This is a genomic window from Kitasatospora sp. NPDC004614 (assembly GCF_042873675.1).
GTDB lineage: Bacteria > Actinomycetota > Actinomycetes > Streptomycetales > Streptomycetaceae > Kitasatospora.
On sequence record NZ_JBIALR010000001.1, the window covers coordinates 298,003 to 315,878 of the forward strand.

The 17,876-nt window shown below is 71.8% G+C and carries 11 protein-coding genes; 6 read left to right on the plus strand and 5 right to left on the minus strand.

The annotated features are described in order from the left end of the window. Positions 1 to 155 precede the first annotated feature (155 nt). Complete coding sequence (locus ACFYST_RS01225) at positions 156 to 1,076, minus strand: ABC transporter ATP-binding protein (protein WP_387859035.1); 921 nt, start codon at positions 1,074 to 1,076, stop codon at positions 156 to 158. Positions 1,077 to 1,318: 242 nt separating this feature from the next. Next, positions 1,319 to 4,024, minus strand: a complete 2,706-nt coding sequence (locus ACFYST_RS01230; RefSeq protein WP_387859037.1) for a glycosyl hydrolase — start codon at positions 4,022 to 4,024, stop codon at positions 1,319 to 1,321. Positions 4,025 to 4,511: 487 nt separating this feature from the next. On the opposite strand from ACFYST_RS01230, the gene ACFYST_RS01235 reads away from it, so the two are divergent. The 4 genes from ACFYST_RS01235 (at position 4,512) to ACFYST_RS01250 (ending at position 11,851) form a co-directional block, all read left to right on the plus strand. Further along, positions 4,512 to 5,879, plus strand: coding sequence for a DUF1254 domain-containing protein (locus ACFYST_RS01235; protein WP_387859038.1), 1,368 nt, complete (start codon positions 4,512 to 4,514; stop codon positions 5,877 to 5,879). A 271-nt stretch (positions 5,880 to 6,150) separates the two neighbouring features. Continuing rightward, positions 6,151 to 8,796 carry a glycosyl hydrolase gene (locus tag ACFYST_RS01240; protein WP_387860044.1) on the plus strand — a complete coding sequence of 882 codons (2,646 nt, stop codon included), beginning with the start codon at positions 6,151 to 6,153 and terminating at the stop codon, positions 8,794 to 8,796. Positions 8,797 to 8,954: 158 nt separating this feature from the next. Next, complete coding sequence (locus ACFYST_RS01245) at positions 8,955 to 10,796, plus strand: glycoside hydrolase family 15 protein (RefSeq protein ID WP_387859040.1); 1,842 nt, start codon at positions 8,955 to 8,957, stop codon at positions 10,794 to 10,796. A gap of 29 nt (positions 10,797 to 10,825) precedes the next feature. Next, positions 10,826 to 11,851 (plus strand): alcohol dehydrogenase catalytic domain-containing protein, encoded by a 1,026-nt coding sequence (locus ACFYST_RS01250; protein WP_387859042.1) that lies wholly within the window; start codon positions 10,826 to 10,828, stop codon positions 11,849 to 11,851. Between the two features lie 14 nt (positions 11,852 to 11,865). Here ACFYST_RS01250 and ACFYST_RS01255 read toward each other — a convergent pair whose 3' ends face one another. From ACFYST_RS01255 to ACFYST_RS01265, 3 genes are all read right to left on the minus strand, one after another. Next, the gene (locus tag ACFYST_RS01255) at positions 11,866 to 13,884 is read right to left on the minus strand and encodes an HAD-IIB family hydrolase (RefSeq protein WP_387859044.1); all 2,019 of its coding nucleotides are present in this window, start codon (positions 13,882 to 13,884) and stop codon (positions 11,866 to 11,868) included. Positions 13,885 to 13,971: 87 nt separating this feature from the next. Continuing rightward, positions 13,972 to 14,547, minus strand: a complete 576-nt coding sequence (locus ACFYST_RS01260) for a hypothetical protein (RefSeq protein ID WP_387859046.1) — start codon at positions 14,545 to 14,547, stop codon at positions 13,972 to 13,974. Positions 14,548 to 14,610: 63 nt separating this feature from the next. After that, positions 14,611 to 15,534: a carbohydrate kinase family protein gene (locus ACFYST_RS01265; RefSeq protein WP_387859048.1), complete on the minus strand. Its 924-nt coding sequence runs from the start codon at positions 15,532 to 15,534 to the stop codon at positions 14,611 to 14,613. Positions 15,535 to 15,680: 146 nt separating this feature from the next. Between ACFYST_RS01265 and ACFYST_RS01270 the strand changes: the two genes are divergently transcribed. Together ACFYST_RS01270 and ACFYST_RS01275 are read left to right on the plus strand one after the other, a co-directional pair. Further along, the gene (locus tag ACFYST_RS01270) at positions 15,681 to 16,412 is read left to right on the plus strand and encodes an SDR family NAD(P)-dependent oxidoreductase (protein WP_387636047.1); all 732 of its coding nucleotides are present in this window, start codon (positions 15,681 to 15,683) and stop codon (positions 16,410 to 16,412) included. A 216-nt stretch (positions 16,413 to 16,628) separates the two neighbouring features. Beyond that, a complete protein-coding gene (locus ACFYST_RS01275) occupies positions 16,629 to 17,849 on the plus strand; it encodes a UDP-N-acetylglucosamine 2-epimerase (protein WP_387859049.1) in 1,221 nt (406 codons plus the stop codon). Positions 17,850 to 17,876: the final 27 nt, after the last annotated feature.

Here is a 17,876-nt window from a genome sequence, read left to right on the forward strand (position 1 = left end):
CTTCGAGCGCCGGGGCGGGCCGGCAGGCGAGCAGTTCGAAGCGGTGGGTGGTGGTCATCGGGCGTCCGCCTGCGGCTGGTCGGTGAGGGCGAGGAAAGCGGCTTCGAGCGCCGGGGCGGGCCGGCAGGCGAGCAGTTCGAAGCGGTGGGTGGTGGTCATCGGGCGTCCGCCTGCGGCTGGTCGGTGAGGGCGAGGAAGGCGGCTTCCAGCGGCGACACCACCGGCGCGAGCTCGCGCACGGCGATGCCGGCCTGGACGAGTCGTGTCACCAGGGCGTCCAGCGCGGGTACGGCCGCGCGGATCACGAGGCGGTCGGTGGTGTCGTCGGTGAGGCGGACGCCCGCCGTTTCGGCGGCGACGCGGCGGGCTGCTGTCGGGTCGGAGGTGAGCAGCCGGTGGTCGAGTTCGCGGTTCCGGGCGGCCAGTTCGGTCAGCGGGCCGGAGAACACCACCCGTCCGGTGGCGAGGACGGTGACCTCGGAGCACAGGGCCTCCAGGTCGTCCATGCGGTGGCTGGAGAGCACGACGGCGCAGCCGTCCGCCGCGAGCCGCCGCAGTACGCCGTGCACCTGCCGCTTGCCGGCCGGGTCGAGACCGTTGGACGGCTCGTCCAGGACCAGCAGCCGGGGCCGGGTGAGCAGGGCGGCGGCGAGGCCGAGGCGCTGGCGCATGCCGAGCGAGAAGCCGTTCACCCGGTCGTCGGCGACATCGGTGAGGCCGACCTGGTCGAGTTCCTCCTCGACGCTCGCGGCGCGGCCCTGGAGTGCGGCCAGTGCGGTGAGGTTCTGCCGGGCGGTCAGGGCGGGGTAGAGGCCGGGCCCGTCCACGAACCCGGCCACCCCGTCCGGCGCGGCGAGCGCCCGCCCGACCGGCGTCCGCAGGATCTCCAGCCGGCCCCCGTCGGCGACGGCCAGCCCCAGCAGCAGCCCGAGCAGCGTCGTCTTCCCGGCGCCGTTCGGCCCCACCAGGCCGTGGATCTGCCCCTGCGTCACATCGAGGTCGACGCCGTCGAGGGCGATCACCTCGCCGAAGCGTTTGGTGATTCCCCGGGCCCGGACCGCGAGCAGTGTGTCCATGAGTGCCTTCCTCCGAAACCGTTGGAGACCCTAGGCACTTGACGCGACGCGATCAGGGCCCGGCCTCTGAACGTTCGTAGAACGGAAGGCGGAGATTGTGCAGCGCAGTTGACGTCCCGTCACCGGATTGGCTGACGAGTGCGGTAATCCTCCTATTTTTCGGCCGGGTGGCTGAGGAGTCGTACGGAACGCGGCTGCCCGGCCCGCTCGGGTGAGCGGGCCGGGCAGCGGTGGTGCGGGGGTCAGTGCTGGTTGTCGTCGTCGCCCTGGTTGTCGTCGTCGCTCAGCGAGCGCGGGTCGATCGACCAGATGCCGCGCCCGAAGGTGGCGGCGTACAGGCGCCCGTCCGGGCCGGTCTTGAGCTGCTGGACCGAGGTGGTGGGCAGGCCCTTGCCGAGCACCTTCCAGTTCTTCTCGCCGGGCGCGTGGTAGAACGCGGCGAGGTCGGTGCCGAGCACCAGCGCGCCGTCCGGCAGGATCTTCACCGAGGTGGCCGGGACGTCGGGCAGGTTGGCCGAGACGTCGGTCCAGGTGGCGCCGCCGTCACGGGTCTCGAAGAGGTGGCCGATGCCCGCGCCGGGGCCCTCGGTCCAGGTCCGGGAGAAGCCGTTGAAGGCGACGAAGACGTGCTGGGCGTCCTTCTGGTCCACCCCGAAGGAGCTGATGTAACGGTTCGGCAGGGTGCCGTCGACCGGCAGGTTCAGCTGGTGCCAGCCGGTGCCGTCGGTCTTGCCGACCGCTATGCCGCGGCTGAAGCCCTGGTTGTTGCAGGGGCCGCACCAGCCCGCGTACACGGTGCCGTCGACGGTGGCCACGGCGGTGGCGAGGTGCCCGGCGCCCAGGTCGTAGGCGTTGCTCCACTCGCTGCCGCTGCGGATCGCGTAGCCCTTGTTCTGCACCCAGACGTGCCGGCCGCCGGCGATCCAGGTGTTGACGTCCTTCGGGTCGCTGGTGATCGGCGCGATGAAGCGGGCGCCGGCGCCGCCGAGCTTCTTGTCGGGCGGGGCGACCTCGTAGGAGGTGGCCTTGCTCGGGTCGTCCAGGGCGGCGCCGTTGTTGACGGCGCAGTTCTGGGTGACCCACATGTCGAGGTAGACGTACTCCTCGGCGATGTTGCAGCCGTTGTTCGGATCGACCAGGGTGTCGGCGCCGTCGCCGCCGAAGTTGGAGCCCATCACCTTGTCGCCCGCGCGCAGGATGGACTCGCCGTTGTCCTGGAGGCCGCCGGAGACGATGACGCCCTTGCCGGAGCGGTCCGCCGGGTCCTTGCCGATGCCGACCGAGTAGTACTGGAGGGTGTCGATGGTGCCGTCCGCCAGCGACTTCCAGTCCGTGGCGTGCCCGGAGGCGTCGGCCGCGCCGGCGACCGGGCGGCTGTAGATGCCGCCGTCGTTGCCGACGTACACGCTGGGCTTGCCGTGGTACGAGCCGATGGCGACGGCGTGCTGGTCGGAGTGGGTGGTCGGCGAGCAGTCACCGGTCTGCTTGCTCGGGTCGATGCTCCAGCAGGAGAACGGGAAGTTCCAGTACGGGCCGGGGACGGTCCAGCTGGCGCCGCCGTTCTTGGTCTCCAGCACCTCCTCCAGACCCGCGTACACGTGGTCGGGGTCGACCGGGTCGACCTGGAGGAACTGGTTGTACCAGGACTGGATGCCCGGCTGGTAGCCCTCGTCCTGCAGCGCCGAACCGGAGTCCTTGAGCTTGTCCTTGTCCGCGATCTGCGTCCACGGGCCGTACGGGGAACCGGACTTGGAGACGTAGATGCCCTTGAGGCCGGAGTCCGGGTCGGTGCTGGTGAGCAGCGGCGACTGGTCGATCGCGTAGTAGCGCGAGCCGTCCGCCGAACGCGCGAAGGTCACGTTGCCGACGTTCGCCGCGTCCGTCGGCAGCTCGCCGAGCGAACCGACGCGCTGCCAACTGCCGTCCGCGGCCTTGCCGTAGAAGCCGTTGTAGGTGTCGCCGCCGCGCCAGCCGATCGCCAGGACGACCTTGGACGGGTCCTTGGGGTCGATCGCGATGTCGTTGGCGATGTTCTTGTACGGCGCGGCCGGGTCCTTGGCCTTCGAACCGCCCGGCAGGTAGTCCGGGTTGGGCGCGAACTCCAGAGTCCACGGGCCGGACAGGTCGGTGCTGGAGTGGCTCCACACACCGCGGCTGGTGGCCGCCCACACCTTGCCGCCGCCGAAGCGCAGCGCGTGGATGACGGTCGACTCCAGCTCGGAGCCACCGACCCGGTTGCCGGGCTCGAACCGGCCGTGCTGCGGGTCGGCGAGCAGGTACACGCCGGTGCCGACGTACGAGGTGGCGCCGGTGTTGGACTCGCCGGTGGCGTACCAGAGCCGCCCGCGCTCGTCGAGGTCCAGCGTGCCGGTCGACAGCGTGGGCAGCTTGTCGGCGATCGGCTCCCAGTTGCCGCCGCCCGTGCGGGAGCGGAACACGCCGCCGTTGGCGCCGCCCGCGTACACGTAGCCGTCGCTGTCGGCGGCGATGCCGGTGATCCGGCCCGTCACGTACCCAGAACCGCCACTGGAGTTGGAGTTGATGTCGCGGTAGCGCGGGTCGTCCGAGTTGTACGGCTTGTTGGTGACGTGGTTCCAGGAACCGCCGGTGTGCGGCAGCGACTGGAGCTGCGCCCAGGCCGCGCCGTACGCACCCGGGGCGATGACGCCCGGGGCGGTGCGGGCCTCGGTGTACTGGGCGACGCCCTCGGCGGAGTTCTCCGCCTCGTCCGCGCCGTCGTCCCCACCGGCCTCGGCCGCCGCGAACGCGGACCGGCCGGTGACCTTGCCCTGCACCTTCGCGGCATGCTGCTTGCCGGCCTTGGCCTGTTGCTGCGCCTGACGCGGGAGCTCCTTGGTCGGAGCCGGTGCCGCGAGCGCCTGCGAGGTGGTCAGGCCGAGCGCGGTCAGGGCGACGGCGGGCAGCAGCAGCCGTCGGCGTTGCCTCATGGGCACGATGGTGTCCTTCCCGGACGGGTGGGGGTGCGTGTACGCAGAGCGAAGCTTCGCGGTTCGGCGGGTCGCTGGGAAGGGACTGGAGGCAATGAATGGTTAAAACCCGAACCGCGTCCGGGAGTTGAGCGGGCGGCGGTCGGTTCGGGGCGCGGCGGTCCGCACTCCGCCCGGCCCGCGACCGGACGGCGCCGGATTCGGCCACGGAGCCCGAACCCCTGCGCCGGCGGGCGGCCGGGAGGGGCGGGTCGGGGGTGGTCCGGCGCTGCGAGCAGGGGGCTTGCCGCCGCCGGGAGCCGGGTGGCCGCGGATCCGAGGTCCTCGCGGGCTGTGACTGGTGGGACTGGTGTGACTTGCGAGGTGAATCGGAATCAAAACGTCCGATTGTGAGGGATCTTCACAACGGCTTGTTCTCGCGCTGTGGCGGTCCGGCACCGGCCACTAGCGTCGCTGCTCGAACACACCGGGGGAGAGGACAGACGGCATGACGACACCGACCACCAACGAGCAGGACCCGCTGGCCGGGGCGACGGACCTCTACGTCTTCGGCTACGCGCTGATCATGATGGAGCTGACCCGCCGGCTCCAGACCAACACCGAGCAGGTGAACGCGACCCAGGCGCCGGTCAACCAGTTCTGCCAGTACACCTCGCCGCCCACCCCGGAGATGAAGGACGTGGTCCGGCCCAACGTCGACACCCTCTACACCCAGGCGTGGATCGACCTGGCGGACGGGCCGATGGTGCTGACGGTGCCGCAGATGGACGACCGCTACTGGCTGATGCAGCTGATGGACGCCTGGTCCAACACCAGCGAGGACTCGCCCAGCAGCATCACGCCGCTCATCGGCACCAGCACCGACCCCGCGCAGGACATCCCGGTCTACGCCTACGCGCTGACCGGCCCCGGCTGGGAGGGCGAGATCCCCGCCGGCATCAAGCAGGTGACGTTCCCGACCGACACCCTCTGGCTGATCGGCCGCATCGAGCTGAACAACCTCAGCCCGGACGAGGTGCAGACCGTCGTCGGCTACCAGAACCAGATGCGACTGATGCCGCTGAGCGCCTGGACCGACGACGGCACCTGGGTGGCCCCGGACGGCCACTACGACCCGAACGTGCCCACCACCCCGCCGTCCGAGCTGATCACCCAGTTCAGCGGCACCGAGTTCTTCGCCGAGCTGTCCGCCCTGCTCGAGCACACCCCCCTGGACCCGCCGGACGACAAGACCTCCGCGCTGCTCGCCGACCTCGGCGTCCACCCGCGCGACGAGAGCCGGCTGCCCGACGCCGCCACCCTCGACGCCGCCAAGGACGCGGCGCTGCCGGCCATCACCAACCACCAGGGGGCCCCGTTCATCAACGGGTGGAAGTTCGCCAAGACCAACATCGGCACCTACGGCACCGACTACCTGCAGCGCGCCAACATCGCCATGTTCGGCCTCGGCGCCAACCTGCCGCAGGACGCCCTCTACCCCAGCACCTTCAACACCTCCACCGATGCCGACGGCGCGCCGATCGCCTACACCCTCACCTTCCCCGAGGGCCAGCTGCCGCCGGTGGACGCCTTCTGGTCGCTGACCGCCTACGACGCGTCGAGCTTCCTGGTCGACAACAACGAAAACATCTACGCGATCGGCCACTTCGCGCCCCCGCTGGCCAACGCCGACGGCTCGACCACCCTCTACGTGCAGGCCGAAGAGCCCGCCGACCCCGAGATGGCGACGGCCAACTGGCTGCCCATCCCGACCGCCGGCAACTTCTCCGTCACCCTGCGCCTGTACGCCCCCGTGACCGACGAGGTCCTCCCGGACTGGCCGCCGGCGCTCACCCCGGTGCAGTCGCAGGACTGACCCAGCCCTCCCCCAGCCGGTTCCCGCTTCCCCGAACCGGCACCCCCCGCCCGCCGTGCCCCCGCGCGGCGGGCACTCCCATGTCCTGATGGCTCGTCAATTCCCATGCCCTGTACCGGTTTTTAAGCGTCACTTAGGCGCATGCTCTTTACCCGGACGGTGTGAGCCGGAAAGCTGCGACTGGTTCCGCCGGGTGGCGCGATCGCGCGGCCCGGACCACTTCTGGGGAGGACACCGCATCGTGCCGAACGGGAAGAGACGACGGCTGCTGATGTGCGCCGTCACCATCACGGCGCTCGGACTGACCACCTCGCAGGCGATCGCAGCGCCCGCGGGGCCCAAGCCGCAGCCCTGGCCGGTCCGCCAGATGGCCGAACTCGGCCAGCAGCACGCGCAGCAGGTCAAGGCCCGGACGTCCGCCGCCCTCGCGGGCGGCGAGGACCCGGGCGACGAGGCGGAGAACTCCGCCGAGGCCACCGAGCAGTTCACCGAGGCCCGCACCGCGCCCGGCCTGGTCGCGCCGGGCGCGTACAGCGCGGCCTGGGCGCAGCTCCAGTCGCTGCCGCACACCGGCGGGTCCTGGGGCCACGTCACCGACAAGCCGTACAACTCCGACGACCCGCGCTACCGCGACATCGACTCCAACTCCGGTGCCGGGTCCGGTTTTGTCACCGGCCGGGTCACCGGCATCGCCGCCGACGACGACGGCTACGTGTACGCGGGCGGCGCCAACGGCGGCGTGTACCGTTCCCGGACGGGTGGCGGCCACTGGCAGGCGATCTCGGACAAGCTGCCGTCGCTGTCCACCGGCGCGCTGAGCCTCGACGGTTCCGGCCGGCTCTGGTACGCCACCGGTGAGGCGAACACCGGTGGCACCGCGTACGTGGGCACCGGCGTGTACGTCCTCGCGGACCCGAAGCGCGGCGAGTTCCAGCCCCGGGGCCGCATCGGCGGCACCGAGCTGGAGTCGACCGTCATCCACGCCCTGCGCTTCAACGGCGACAAGGTGTGGGCGGCCACCAGCCGGGGCGTGTGGACGCACTCCACCACCGACCTGTCCGGCCCGTGGAAGCTGGAGTTCGCGCCCAACCCGACGTTCCTGCCGGGCGGCGCCGACTCCAAGGTGCCCAACGCCCCGTACAAGAACATCGCCAACGACATCGCCTTCGACCCGAAGGACCCGTCGAAGGTGGTGCTGGCGTTCGGCTGGCGCAGCGGTGACGCCTACAACGGCTTCTACGGCAAGGCCGCGGACGGCAGTTGGCAGCGGCTGAGCTCGCTCGGCGATCTGCCGACCGATGCCGCGGACGTCGGCAACGTCACCTTCGAACGGTCCGAGGACGGCTCGCGCTACTACGCGATCGACGAGTCGCCGACCAAGCTGGCCGGCGACCCGGACACCAACCTGCAGGGCGTGTACGTCTCCAAGTCCGGTTCGCCGCTGGGCCCGTGGACCCTCGTCGCGGACTCGGACAAGCTCAAGGGCTCAGGCTCCGCGCAGCAGGACGACAACTACCACCCGGGCATCCAGTCCTGGTACAACCAGTTCCTCCAGGTCGACCCGAACGACGCCGACCACGTCTACCTGGGCCTCGAAGAGGTCTACGAGAGCCGCAACGGCGGCACCGACTGGACAACCCCCGGCCCGTACTGGAACTTCTACTTCCCGTGCTGGAACATGGACCCGGCCAAGCGGACCTGCTCGACGACCCCGCACTCCGACCAGCACGCCATCGCCCTCGGCAGCTACCGGGGCAGGACCACCGTGTATGTCGGCAACGACGGCGGCATCTACGGCCGCCCGCTGAACGGCAAGGCGGATTCGCTCGGCCACGCCACCGACTGGACGTCCCTCAACGACGGCTCCATGGACACCCTCCAGTACTACTCGGTGGGCATCGGCAAGGACCCGGCGGACCGCTCCGGCAAGGGCGTCGTCGTCTCCGGCGGCCTCCAGGACAACGGCCAGTCGATCCTGCGGGCCCGCGACAAGGCGATGGGCTCGAACTTCGGCGGCGACGGCGGCGACACCATCGTCGACCCGAACAACGGCTGCAACATCGTCGCGGAGTACGCGTACGCCGAGCTGCGGTCCACCCAGAACTGCGCCGTCAACGACGGCTCCTGGCAGGACGACCCGTCCAAGGCCACCACCTACGAGATCGCCCCGCCGGACCACGACACCCACGCCGCCCGGTTCATCGCGCCGATGACCACCGACGCGAAGAACCCCGACACCTGGGTGACCGGCGGTCGGCACGTCTGGGTGCAGAACAAGGGCTTCGCGATCCGCGGCGGCGAGGAGTGGAACAACGCCTACGACCTCGGCGCCGGGCACTACGCCACCGCCGTCGCCGCCTCCGGCGGCACCGTGTACGCCGGCTGGTGCGGCCCCTGCAACAACCAGGGCTTCACCCGCGGCATCGCGGTCGGCAACATCGACGGCACCGGCTGGCACCAGCTGAACCTGCCCGTGGACGGCACCCTGCCCAACCGGTACGTCTCCTCGTTCGCCGTCGACCCGGCGAACGCGAAGCACGTGCTGGTCGCGTTCAGCGGCTTCTCCCGGGCGTGGAGCGAGGGCCCCGGCGCGGGCTACGGCCACGTCTTCGACAGCCGTGACGGCGGCGCCACCTGGACGGACGTCTCGGCGAACCTGCCCGACGTCCCGACCAACTCGCTGCGCCTGCTGCCGAACGGCGGCCTCGCGCTCGGCACCGACCTGGCCGCGTTCTACCGCGCGCCCGGCGAGAAGAACTGGAAGGTGATCGGCGACGGCCTGCCCACCACCACGGTGATGCAGCTCAAGACCGGCCCCGACGGCCGGCTCTACGCCGCCACCCACGGCCGCGGCATCTGGTCCATCGACCCCGACCGCTTCGGCCGCGTCCACCGCGAGGACGACGACCGGCAGTGACCTCGGCACGCCGGTGCCCGGCCCCGCTCACCCGGGCGGACGCCGGGCACCGGCGTCTTGCGGTCCCCGGTCCGCTTCGGCGCTCCGGCGGCATGCGATCTAGCATGAACTGGAAGGTTCGGCTCGATGCCCCGCACCATTTCAGGTGAGGAGGCCGCATGGGACGGCCAGGCAGTACTGGCGGATTCGGAGACCTCGGCGGTTACCGGTACCTGCCGATCTCCGAACACGGACTGATCGGCGACCTGCGCACCGCCGCGCTGGTGGCGACGGACGGCACCATCGACTGGTACTGCTGTCCGCGCTTCGACGCCCCGAGCATGTTCGCGTCCGTGCTGGACGCGGACCGCGGCGGCCGCTTCGAACTGGCCGCGGACACGCCGGCCCGCACCCGGCAGTTCTACTTCCCCGACACCAACGTCCTGATCACGCGGTTCTTCGCGGCCGACGGGGTGGCGGAGATCCAGGACTTCATGCCCGTGGTGGACGAGTCCCGCGAGGCGGACCGGCACCGGCTGATCCGGCGGGTGATCTCCGTCCGCGGCACGCTGCCGTTCCGGGCGAAGGTCGCGCCGCGGTTCGGCTACGGGACGCAGGAGCACACCGTCGAGCTCGAGGCCGGCCACGCGGTGTTCCGCTCGCCCGATCTGGACATCGCGCTGACCGCCACCGTGCCGGTCGAGACCGACGGGCGGGACGTGTGGGCGCACTTCAAGCTGCTGGAGGGCGAGTCCGCGGTGTTCGCCCTCGACCGGGTCAGCGAGGAGATCGGCCCGCGCGCCTGCCCCAACCGGGAGGCCGAGCAGCAGTTCGAGGCCACCGTCCGGTTCTGGCGCAACTGGCTGTCCCGCTCGCGCTACCACGGCCGGTGGCGGGAGATGGTGCACCGCTCGGCGCTGCTGCTGAAACTGCTCACCTACGCGCCCACCGGCGCGATCATCGCCGCCCCGACCACCAGCCTGCCCGAGCAGATCGGCGGCGAACGCAACTGGGACTACCGCTACGTCTGGGTCCGCGACGCCGCGTTCTGCATCTACGCCATGCTCCGGCTGGGCTTCAGCTCGGAGGCCGAGGCGTTCATGGGCTTCATCTCCGAGTACGGCATCATGCGCGGCACCCGGGAGAGCGGCCCGCTCCAGATCATGTACGGCATCGACGGCCGCAGCGACCTGCCCGAGCAGGAACTGTCGCACCTGGAAGGCTACTTGGGCTCCGCGCCGGTCCGGGTCGGGAACGCGGCCACCGGGCAGCTCCAGCTGGACATCTACGGCGCGCTGATCGACTCCGTCTACCTGTACGACAAGTGGGGTCAGCCGATCAGCAGCGCGCACTGGGACGAAGTCGGCGCCGTGGTGGACTGGCTCTGCGACCACTGGGACCAGCCCGACGAGGGCGTCTGGGAGACCCGGGGCGGCCGGCGTGAATTCGTGTACTCGCGGCTGATGTGCTGGGTCGCCCTCGAACGGGCGATCCGGATGGCCAACCGGCGCGGCCTGCCCGCCGACCTGGCGCGCTGGCAACGGTCCCGCGACGCGATCTACCGGCAGATCATGACCCGCGGCTGGTCCGCCGAGCGCGGCGCGTTCGTCCAGGGCCTGGACGACAAGGTCCTCGACGCGTCGCTGCTGATGATGCCGATGGCCAAGTTCATCTCACCCACCGACCCCAAGTGGCTGTCCACCCTGGACGCGCTCACCGCCGACCTGGTCTCCGACTCCCTGGTGTACCGCTACGACCCGGAGTCCAGCCCCGACGGCCTGCGCGGCGCCGAAGGCACCTTCTCGATCTGCTCGTTCTGGTACGTCGAGGCACTGGCCCGGGCCGGCCGGCTGGAAGAGGCCCGGCTGGCGTTCGAGAAGATGCTCACCTACGCCAACCACGTCGGCCTGTTCGCCGAGGAGATCGGCCGCACCGGCGAGCAACTCGGCAACTTCCCACAGGCGTTCACCCACCTCTCGCTGATCAGCGCCGCCTTCAACCTGGACCGCGCGCTCGGCTGACCGCTCGTACCTCTTTCAGGAGTGCTGACATGGGCACCTACCGCGTCATGCAGGCCACCGCCCCCAACGGCCCGCTGGAGCCGGCCGAACGCGCGGTGCCACCGCCGGGCCCGGGCCACGTTCGCATCGCCGTCGAAGCGTGCGGGGTCTGCCACAGCGACGCGCTCTTCCTGAGCGGGGTGCTGCCGGGCGTGTCCTTCCCCGAAGTCCCCGGCCACGAAATCGCGGGCCGGATCGAGGAGTTGGGAGCGGGTGCCGACATCGCCGGCTGGCAGGTCGGCGAGCGAGTGGCGGTCGGCTGGTTCGGCGGCAGCTGCGGGCACTGCCGGCAGTGCCGCCAGGGCGACTTCATCGTCTGCCCCAACCTCAAGGTCCCCGGCTGGGCGTACGACGGCGGGTTCGCCGAGAAGGTGATCGCCCCCGTCGACGCCCTGGCCCGGATCCCCTCGAAGCTGGACGCGGCCGACGCGGCGCCCATGTCCTGCGCGGGCGTGACGGTCTTCAACGGCATGCGACGCAGCTCCGCCCGGGCCGGCGACCTGGTCGCCGTACTCGGCCTCGGCGGCCTCGGACACCTCGGCGTGCAGTACGCCGCCGCGATGGGCTTCGAGACCGTGGCGATCGCCCGCGGCCACGAGAAAGCCGCCTTCGCCGAACAGCTCGGCGCCCACCACTACCTCGACAGCACCTCCGACACCCCCGTCGCCACCGCCCTCCAAGCCCTCGGCGGCGCCAGAGTCGTCCTCGCCACCGCCGCCAACGCCGAAGCCATGACCGCCACCGCCGACGGCCTCGCCCCCCGCGGCGAACTCGTCGTCATCGGCGGCGACACCGCCCCCCTCGGCATCACCCCCGCCCAACTCCTGATGGCCGGCCGCGTCATCCGCGGCCACCCCTCCGGCACCGCCCAGGACGTGCAGGACACCATGGAGTTCAGCCTCCTGCACAACATCCGCCCCATGACCGAGACCGTCCCCCTCGACCAGGCCGAACAGGCCTACCAGAAGATGCTCGACGGCCGCGCCCGCTTCCGGATGGTCCTCACCACCGCCTGACAGTGCCGAGGGGCTCAAGTGCGGTGCGGGGCCTGCCGGATGGCGTCGATGACGCGGTGGGCCCAGTCCACCGGGCGGTCGTGGCCGAGGAGGCCGGAGAGGGCCGTCATGCGGGTGCGGCGGTCGGTGGGGGTGGTGGTGAGGGCGTGGGCCAGTTGGGTGACCAGGTCCTCGGGGGAGTGCGGGTCGGTGAGGAGGGCGGCGGGGGCGAACTCCTCGGCGGCGCCCGCGTGGTGGGAGAGGACCAGGACGCCCGGGCGGGGGAGGGCGGCCTGGGCGGCGATGAACTCCTTGGCCGTCAGGTTCATTCCGTCCTGGAGCGACGTCACCCAGAAGACGTCCGCCGCCAGGTATTCGTCGACCACCTCGGCGAACGGGAGGCTGTGCGGGTGGTAGTCGATGGGCTGCCAACTACCGTGCTGCCAGCGGGCGTTCACCTCGGCGATGCGGTGTTCGAGCTGGGTGCGGGTGGTGTCGTGGGCGGTGATGCCCGGTTCGGGCGGTGGGCAGATCAGGCGGAAGGTCAGTTGGCCGCGGAGCTGGGGGTGGGCGGTGAGCAGGCGGTCGAGGGCGTCGACCTTCTGGACGGGGGCCTTGGCGTAGTCGAGTCGTTCGACGGAGAGGACCAGTTGGCCGGTCGGTGGGCGGGGTGCGGGGGTGCGGGTGCGGGCGAGTGCCTCGATGGCGGGGCGGTCGACGCCGAGGGGGTGGACGCCGGTGCGCGGTGGGGAAGGAAGGGTGCGGCGGAAGCGGGACGCGAAGGTGGCGGTGTGGAAGCCGGCCCAGTCGAGGTGGGTGAGTGAGGCGCGCAGTTCGGCGGCGACGGGGAGGGTGGCGAAGACCTCGGGCGGCGGGAACGGCGTGTGGTGGAACAGTCCGATGCGCAGGTCGGGGCGGGCGGCGCGGAGGAGTCCGGGGACCAGCCAGAGGTTGTAGTCGTGCAGCCAGACCGTCGCACCGGGTGCGGCCAGAGCAGTGATGTGCTCGGCGAAGCGGGCGTTGACGGCGCGGTAGACGGCCCAGGCGTGAGGGTCGAAGACGGAGCGTTCCGGTTCGGACATCAGGACCGGCCAGAGGATCTCCTTGCACGCCCGGTGGACGAAGCCGCTCCACTGTTCGGGGCTCAGCGAGACCAGGAAAGGCTGATCGGGGGGTGGTGACGGAGCCGACGCGGCAGCAACCCAGATGCCCGGTAAGCCGTCGGCGAAGGCGCTGCTCAGGGTGGGCAGGATGCCGTTGGGGCTGGCCGGCGGCCGGTCCTGCGGGGGCGGACGGTGGTAGCCGACGACGAGCGCTTGGCGGCGCGGCGGCGAGGAGGGAGTCACCCAGCCGAGGGTCCGGAGGGCCGCCAGAATGCCCGCCGCGCCCGGCCGGTCGGGCCGGTGCACCAGCGGATCGTCTCCGACTGCCGCGTCGAGCGCGGCTTCGGCGCCGCCCACGATCACCCCGTGGGTGCCGAGCCGGAACAGCGACAGGTCGTTGAGCGAGTCCCCGGCCACCAGGATCGACTCGGCGGGCCAGTTCAGCTTCTCGGCCAGGGCCCGGACCGCGCCGCCCTTGGACGCCTCCGGTGGCAGGACGTCGAAGTAGCGGTCCCCGGAGTAGACCCAGGCCAGTCCCAACTCCTCGACAGCTGACAGGAGTTCGCCGGTGAGCCCGTCCGGCGTCAGGTAGTACGAGCAGCGGCCGTCCTGCGGTACCTCGCTCTGGTAATGGAGTGCGGGGAAGGCACTCAGCGCGGCGCGTACCCGGTGCGATCCCGGCCAGCCGGTGCGCAGTTGCTCCTGCAAGGGTTCGACGGGGGAGAAGTCGGTGCCGTCGAGGACGGTGGCGCCGACGTCGGCGACGATCCACCGCGGGCGGGGAACGAGCGGGTCGTGCAGGACGTCCCGGACCGATTCCGGCCCGCGGCCGGTGGCGAAGACCACCGTCACTTCGGGGTGGCGGGCGAGTGCCTCGCGCAGCCGGAGCCGGTCGTCGGCGTCGCCGCCGAGCAGGGTGCCGTCCAGATCCGTGACCAGAATCCTCGACATCTGACGGACGCTAACACGACGACCGGATGTGGTGAAGAGGTCACTTCGGGACACCGGGGCGACAACGGTGCGGTGATTGTCGGGGTGTCAGAGCTTCGGCAGCGGATTCTCGGCGCGGGAAAGCCAGGCCTCGGCCCGCTCCGTGTCCTCGCCGTTCTGCTGCCACTCGTCGATCAGGTGACGGGTCCAGGTTTGGAACGGCTCTGCCAGGTAGGGCCGGGGGACAGCCAGAACGCTGCTCTCCGTCGCGTAGGTGCTGCCCTCGATGATCACCTCGCCGTCCAGGGACATGGTGATCAGCCCGTCGCCCAGCGCGCCCACGATTCCGCCCTGGACCGGCCCCGCGAGGCTCCAGCTGTCGCCGAGGGAGACCCGCAGCCATCGCAGGTCGGAGTCCTCCCACTTGTCCGGCTCCAGGTTGGCCAGCAGGAGGAACTGCCCGTCGTCCGTGAGGAGCTGGAAGTCGGTGGCCTGGCGCAGCCACGCCTCGTCGACCTTCCTGGTGAAGTCGGGGTCGTCGCGCCGGATCCCGATGTCCACGCGGCCGTGCTCCGGCCCGCAGGCGGTGGCGGTCGATGCCGCGTCCGGCGGGCACGAGGTGCTCGGCTCGATCCCGTGGAACACGAGGCCGGCCCGTGCCAGCCCGTAGGCGACGTCACGCATCGCCGCTCCTCTCCGATGCAAGGGGGGTCGAAAACTCGATGATCCGCATCGTAGTTGTGCACCCTATTGGGCTCGGGGGAGCCGTTCCGGCCGGTTTTCGAGGTCGGCCGCGTGCAGGGCCGCGCTGGAGCCCGGGGCGGTGACGGCGGCGGTGCCGCAGGTGGTGGCGATGGTCAGGCAGGTGGGGAGGTCGTGGCCGGAGAGCAGGCCGTGGACGAGGCCCGCGTTGAAGCAGTCGCCGGCTGCGGTGGTGTCGACGGCGCGCACCGGTAGGGCGGGGGCGTCGTAGCGCTTGCCGGACCGGAGCGCGATGGCGCCGTCCGCGCCGCGCTTGACCACCAAGGTCGGTACCAGGGCGGCGAGTTCGGTGATCGCGTCGTCGAGGTCGGTGGCGCCGGTGAGGTGGAGGGCCTCGGTGGCGTTCGAGGTGAAGACGTCGACCTCGGCGAGGATGCGGCGCACCGCCGGGTCCGTCAGGGAGGCCGGGACGTCGTGGCAGTCCTGTACCACCAGTGTGCCGAGCTGTCGGGCGACCTCCAGGGCGGCCAATGTCGTTGAGTCCCAGTGGAGTTGGGGGAGCATCAGGACGCGGGGACGGTGCCGGCGCAGCAGCGGGACGAGCGGCGCCGGGGTCACAGGGTCCTGGTAGCTGACCATGGCCCGGTCGTCCGGGCCGGAGAGGGCGACGGTCAAGCTCCGTACGGGGGACGGGTGGTGGCGGAAGGCGCGTTCGTCCAGGCCCTCCGCGCGGGCCGCCGACAGGACCTCGGCGCTGAAGACGTCCGTCCCGAAGTCGACGCTCCACACCGCCGTGCGGCCGAGCCGGTGGACCGCCATGGCGAGGGTGTACGCGCCGCCGGGGACCAGGGCGAAGCCGTCGGCGAACACCTCGCCGCCCGGTTGGACCGGGCGTGGCAGACCGTGGAACACCAGATCGGCGAAGTAGGGCCCTGCGACCAGGACTTCACAGCTGCTGTCGCTCTCCATCGGGGGAGCATACGGGTGGCCGGGGAGCGGGCGGGTGGGTTTCGGCCGCCGATCGGGGCGTCTTCGTCGGCGCGTGGGCGGGTCCCCGTACAGGCGGCACGCCGCGCGGCAGCATCGCCATGTAGCCGAAAGCAGAGGGAGTGGACATGGCGGAGTGCATGGCGCTGGTGCTCGGGTCGTCCCGGGGGATCGGTGCGTCGACCGCGCGGGCGTTGAGCGCGCAGGGGCATCGGGTGGTGCTGCACGGCCGGGCGCCGAGTGCGGCGTTGGCGGGGCTGGGGAGTGAGCTGGGGGCGCCGACGGCGGCGTTCGATCTGGCGGACGGGGCGGCGGTGCGCCGGGGCGTGGCGGATCTGGTGGCGGAGCACGGGCTGCCGCAGGTGGTGGTGTACAGCGCGGGCGTGAACCGGGTGGTGCCGTTCGAGGACGCGTCGCGCGCGGATCTCGCGGAGGCGTTCGCCGTGAACGTGTGGGGCGCGGTGGGGGTGCTGCAGGAGGTGCTGCCGAAGATGGCCGCGCAGGGCGGCGGGGCGGTGGTGCTGGTGTCCTCGATCCGGGGTGTCGACGGCCTGGCCAGCGACCGCACGGTCTTCTACTCGATGGCGAAGGCCGCCCTGGGCAACCTGACGGTTTCGCTGGCCAAGCGTTTCGCTCCGGCGGTGCGGGTCAACGCGGTGGCGCCGGGGTTCACCGTCACCGACATGGTCGCGACCTGGGACGAGGGCACCTGGCGGCAGGCCCGGGGCAATCTGCTCGGCCGTCCCGCGGAGCCGGACGAGGTGGCGTCGGCGGTGGCGTTCCTGGCCTCGGACGCCGCGCGGCACATCACCGGCCAGACCCTGGTGGTCGACGGCGGGTATGGCCTGGCCGGTAAGTAGCGCGCAAGCGGTGTCACTCGAACGAGTGGCGGCGGGCCCAGCGGCGGGGGCGCCGTCGGGCCCGCGGAAGCACCGCGAAGGCCGGTCCGACGGCCGGGCACCGCCCCCTTGGGCCACCTGGCCCAAGCGCCGGACCGGCCCGCCCCGGCCGAACCTAGGCTCCTCGTAGCTCGGCGAACAGCCTTGCGACAGCTGCCAGGGAGGCAGGTGGGAGACATGGACACCGGCCCGACGATCACCGTGTACCTGGGTGCCCGCCCCAACACGCCCAAGGTCTGGACGCTTCAGCAGGCGGTCGGCAAGACGCACACGCCAGGCGCCGCCTGGACGTACGTGCACACCGGCCAGCACTTCGACCCACGCCTCGGGCAGGGACTCTGCGACGAGCTCGACCTGCACGTGGACCGGTGGCTGCGCTGCGGCGACGCCGCCAGTGACGCCGAGCAGATCGGCCGGCTGTGCGCCCTGGTCGAGCGCGACCTCGACGAGCACCCGGCGGAGGCCGTGGTGGTGGTCGGCGACGTGAACTCCACCGTCGCCGCCGCGCTGGTCGCCGCCCGCCGGGGCACTCCGGTGATCCACCTGGAGGCGGGCCTGCGCTCGCCCGACCGCACCCCCGAGGAGGCCAACCGCCGCATCGTCACCGCCTGCACCGACCACCACCTGGCCACCACCGCCGAGGCCGTGGACGCGCTGCACGGCGAGGGCATACCGGGCGGGTCCGTGCACTTCGTCGGCAACCCCATGGCGGAGTGCCACCTCGCCCACCACGACCCCGACCAGGACGCGGCGACCCTGAACCGGCTCGGCCTCACCCCGGGCACGTACGTGCTGGCCACGCTGCACAAGCCGGCCGCGCTCAGCCACCCCAAGCCGGTGCTGGACGTGCTGCGCGACCTGGCCGCGCACGGCCTGACGCCCGTCCTTCCGCTGCACCCCCGGGCCGCCGGGCACCTGGCCGAGAACGGCCTGCTCGACCGCAGCCTGAGCGAACGGGTGCTGCCGCCGCAGCCGTACCTGGCCTTCGGGGCGCTGCTGCGCAACTGCGCGTTCGTGGTGACGGACTCCGACGGCGTCCAGGAGGAGGCCGCCGCCGCGCAGGTCGCCTGCCTGGCCACGGTGCCCGGCAGTGCCCGCGAAGTCACCCGGGCCGTCGGCAGCACGCACTTCGCGGACAGCTGGCTGCACCTGCCCACCCGGGACATCCTCGCGCTGGCCGCCGGCCGGCCCACCCGGCGGCCGGAACGCTGGGACTCCCGGGTCAGCGACCGCATCGCCACCGCCCTCGACGGCATCCTGCCCGCGCTGCCGCACCGCGGCGTTCACCCGCGCGCGGAGCGCCTGGGCAGCCGGACGCCGCGCGAGCCGCGGCAGTCGCGGGAGTTGCGGGAGTCGCGGCAGTCGCGGGCCCGCACCCGGGCGCGTTCCGGGCGCTGAGCCGGACACACCGAAAGTCCCAGGAGG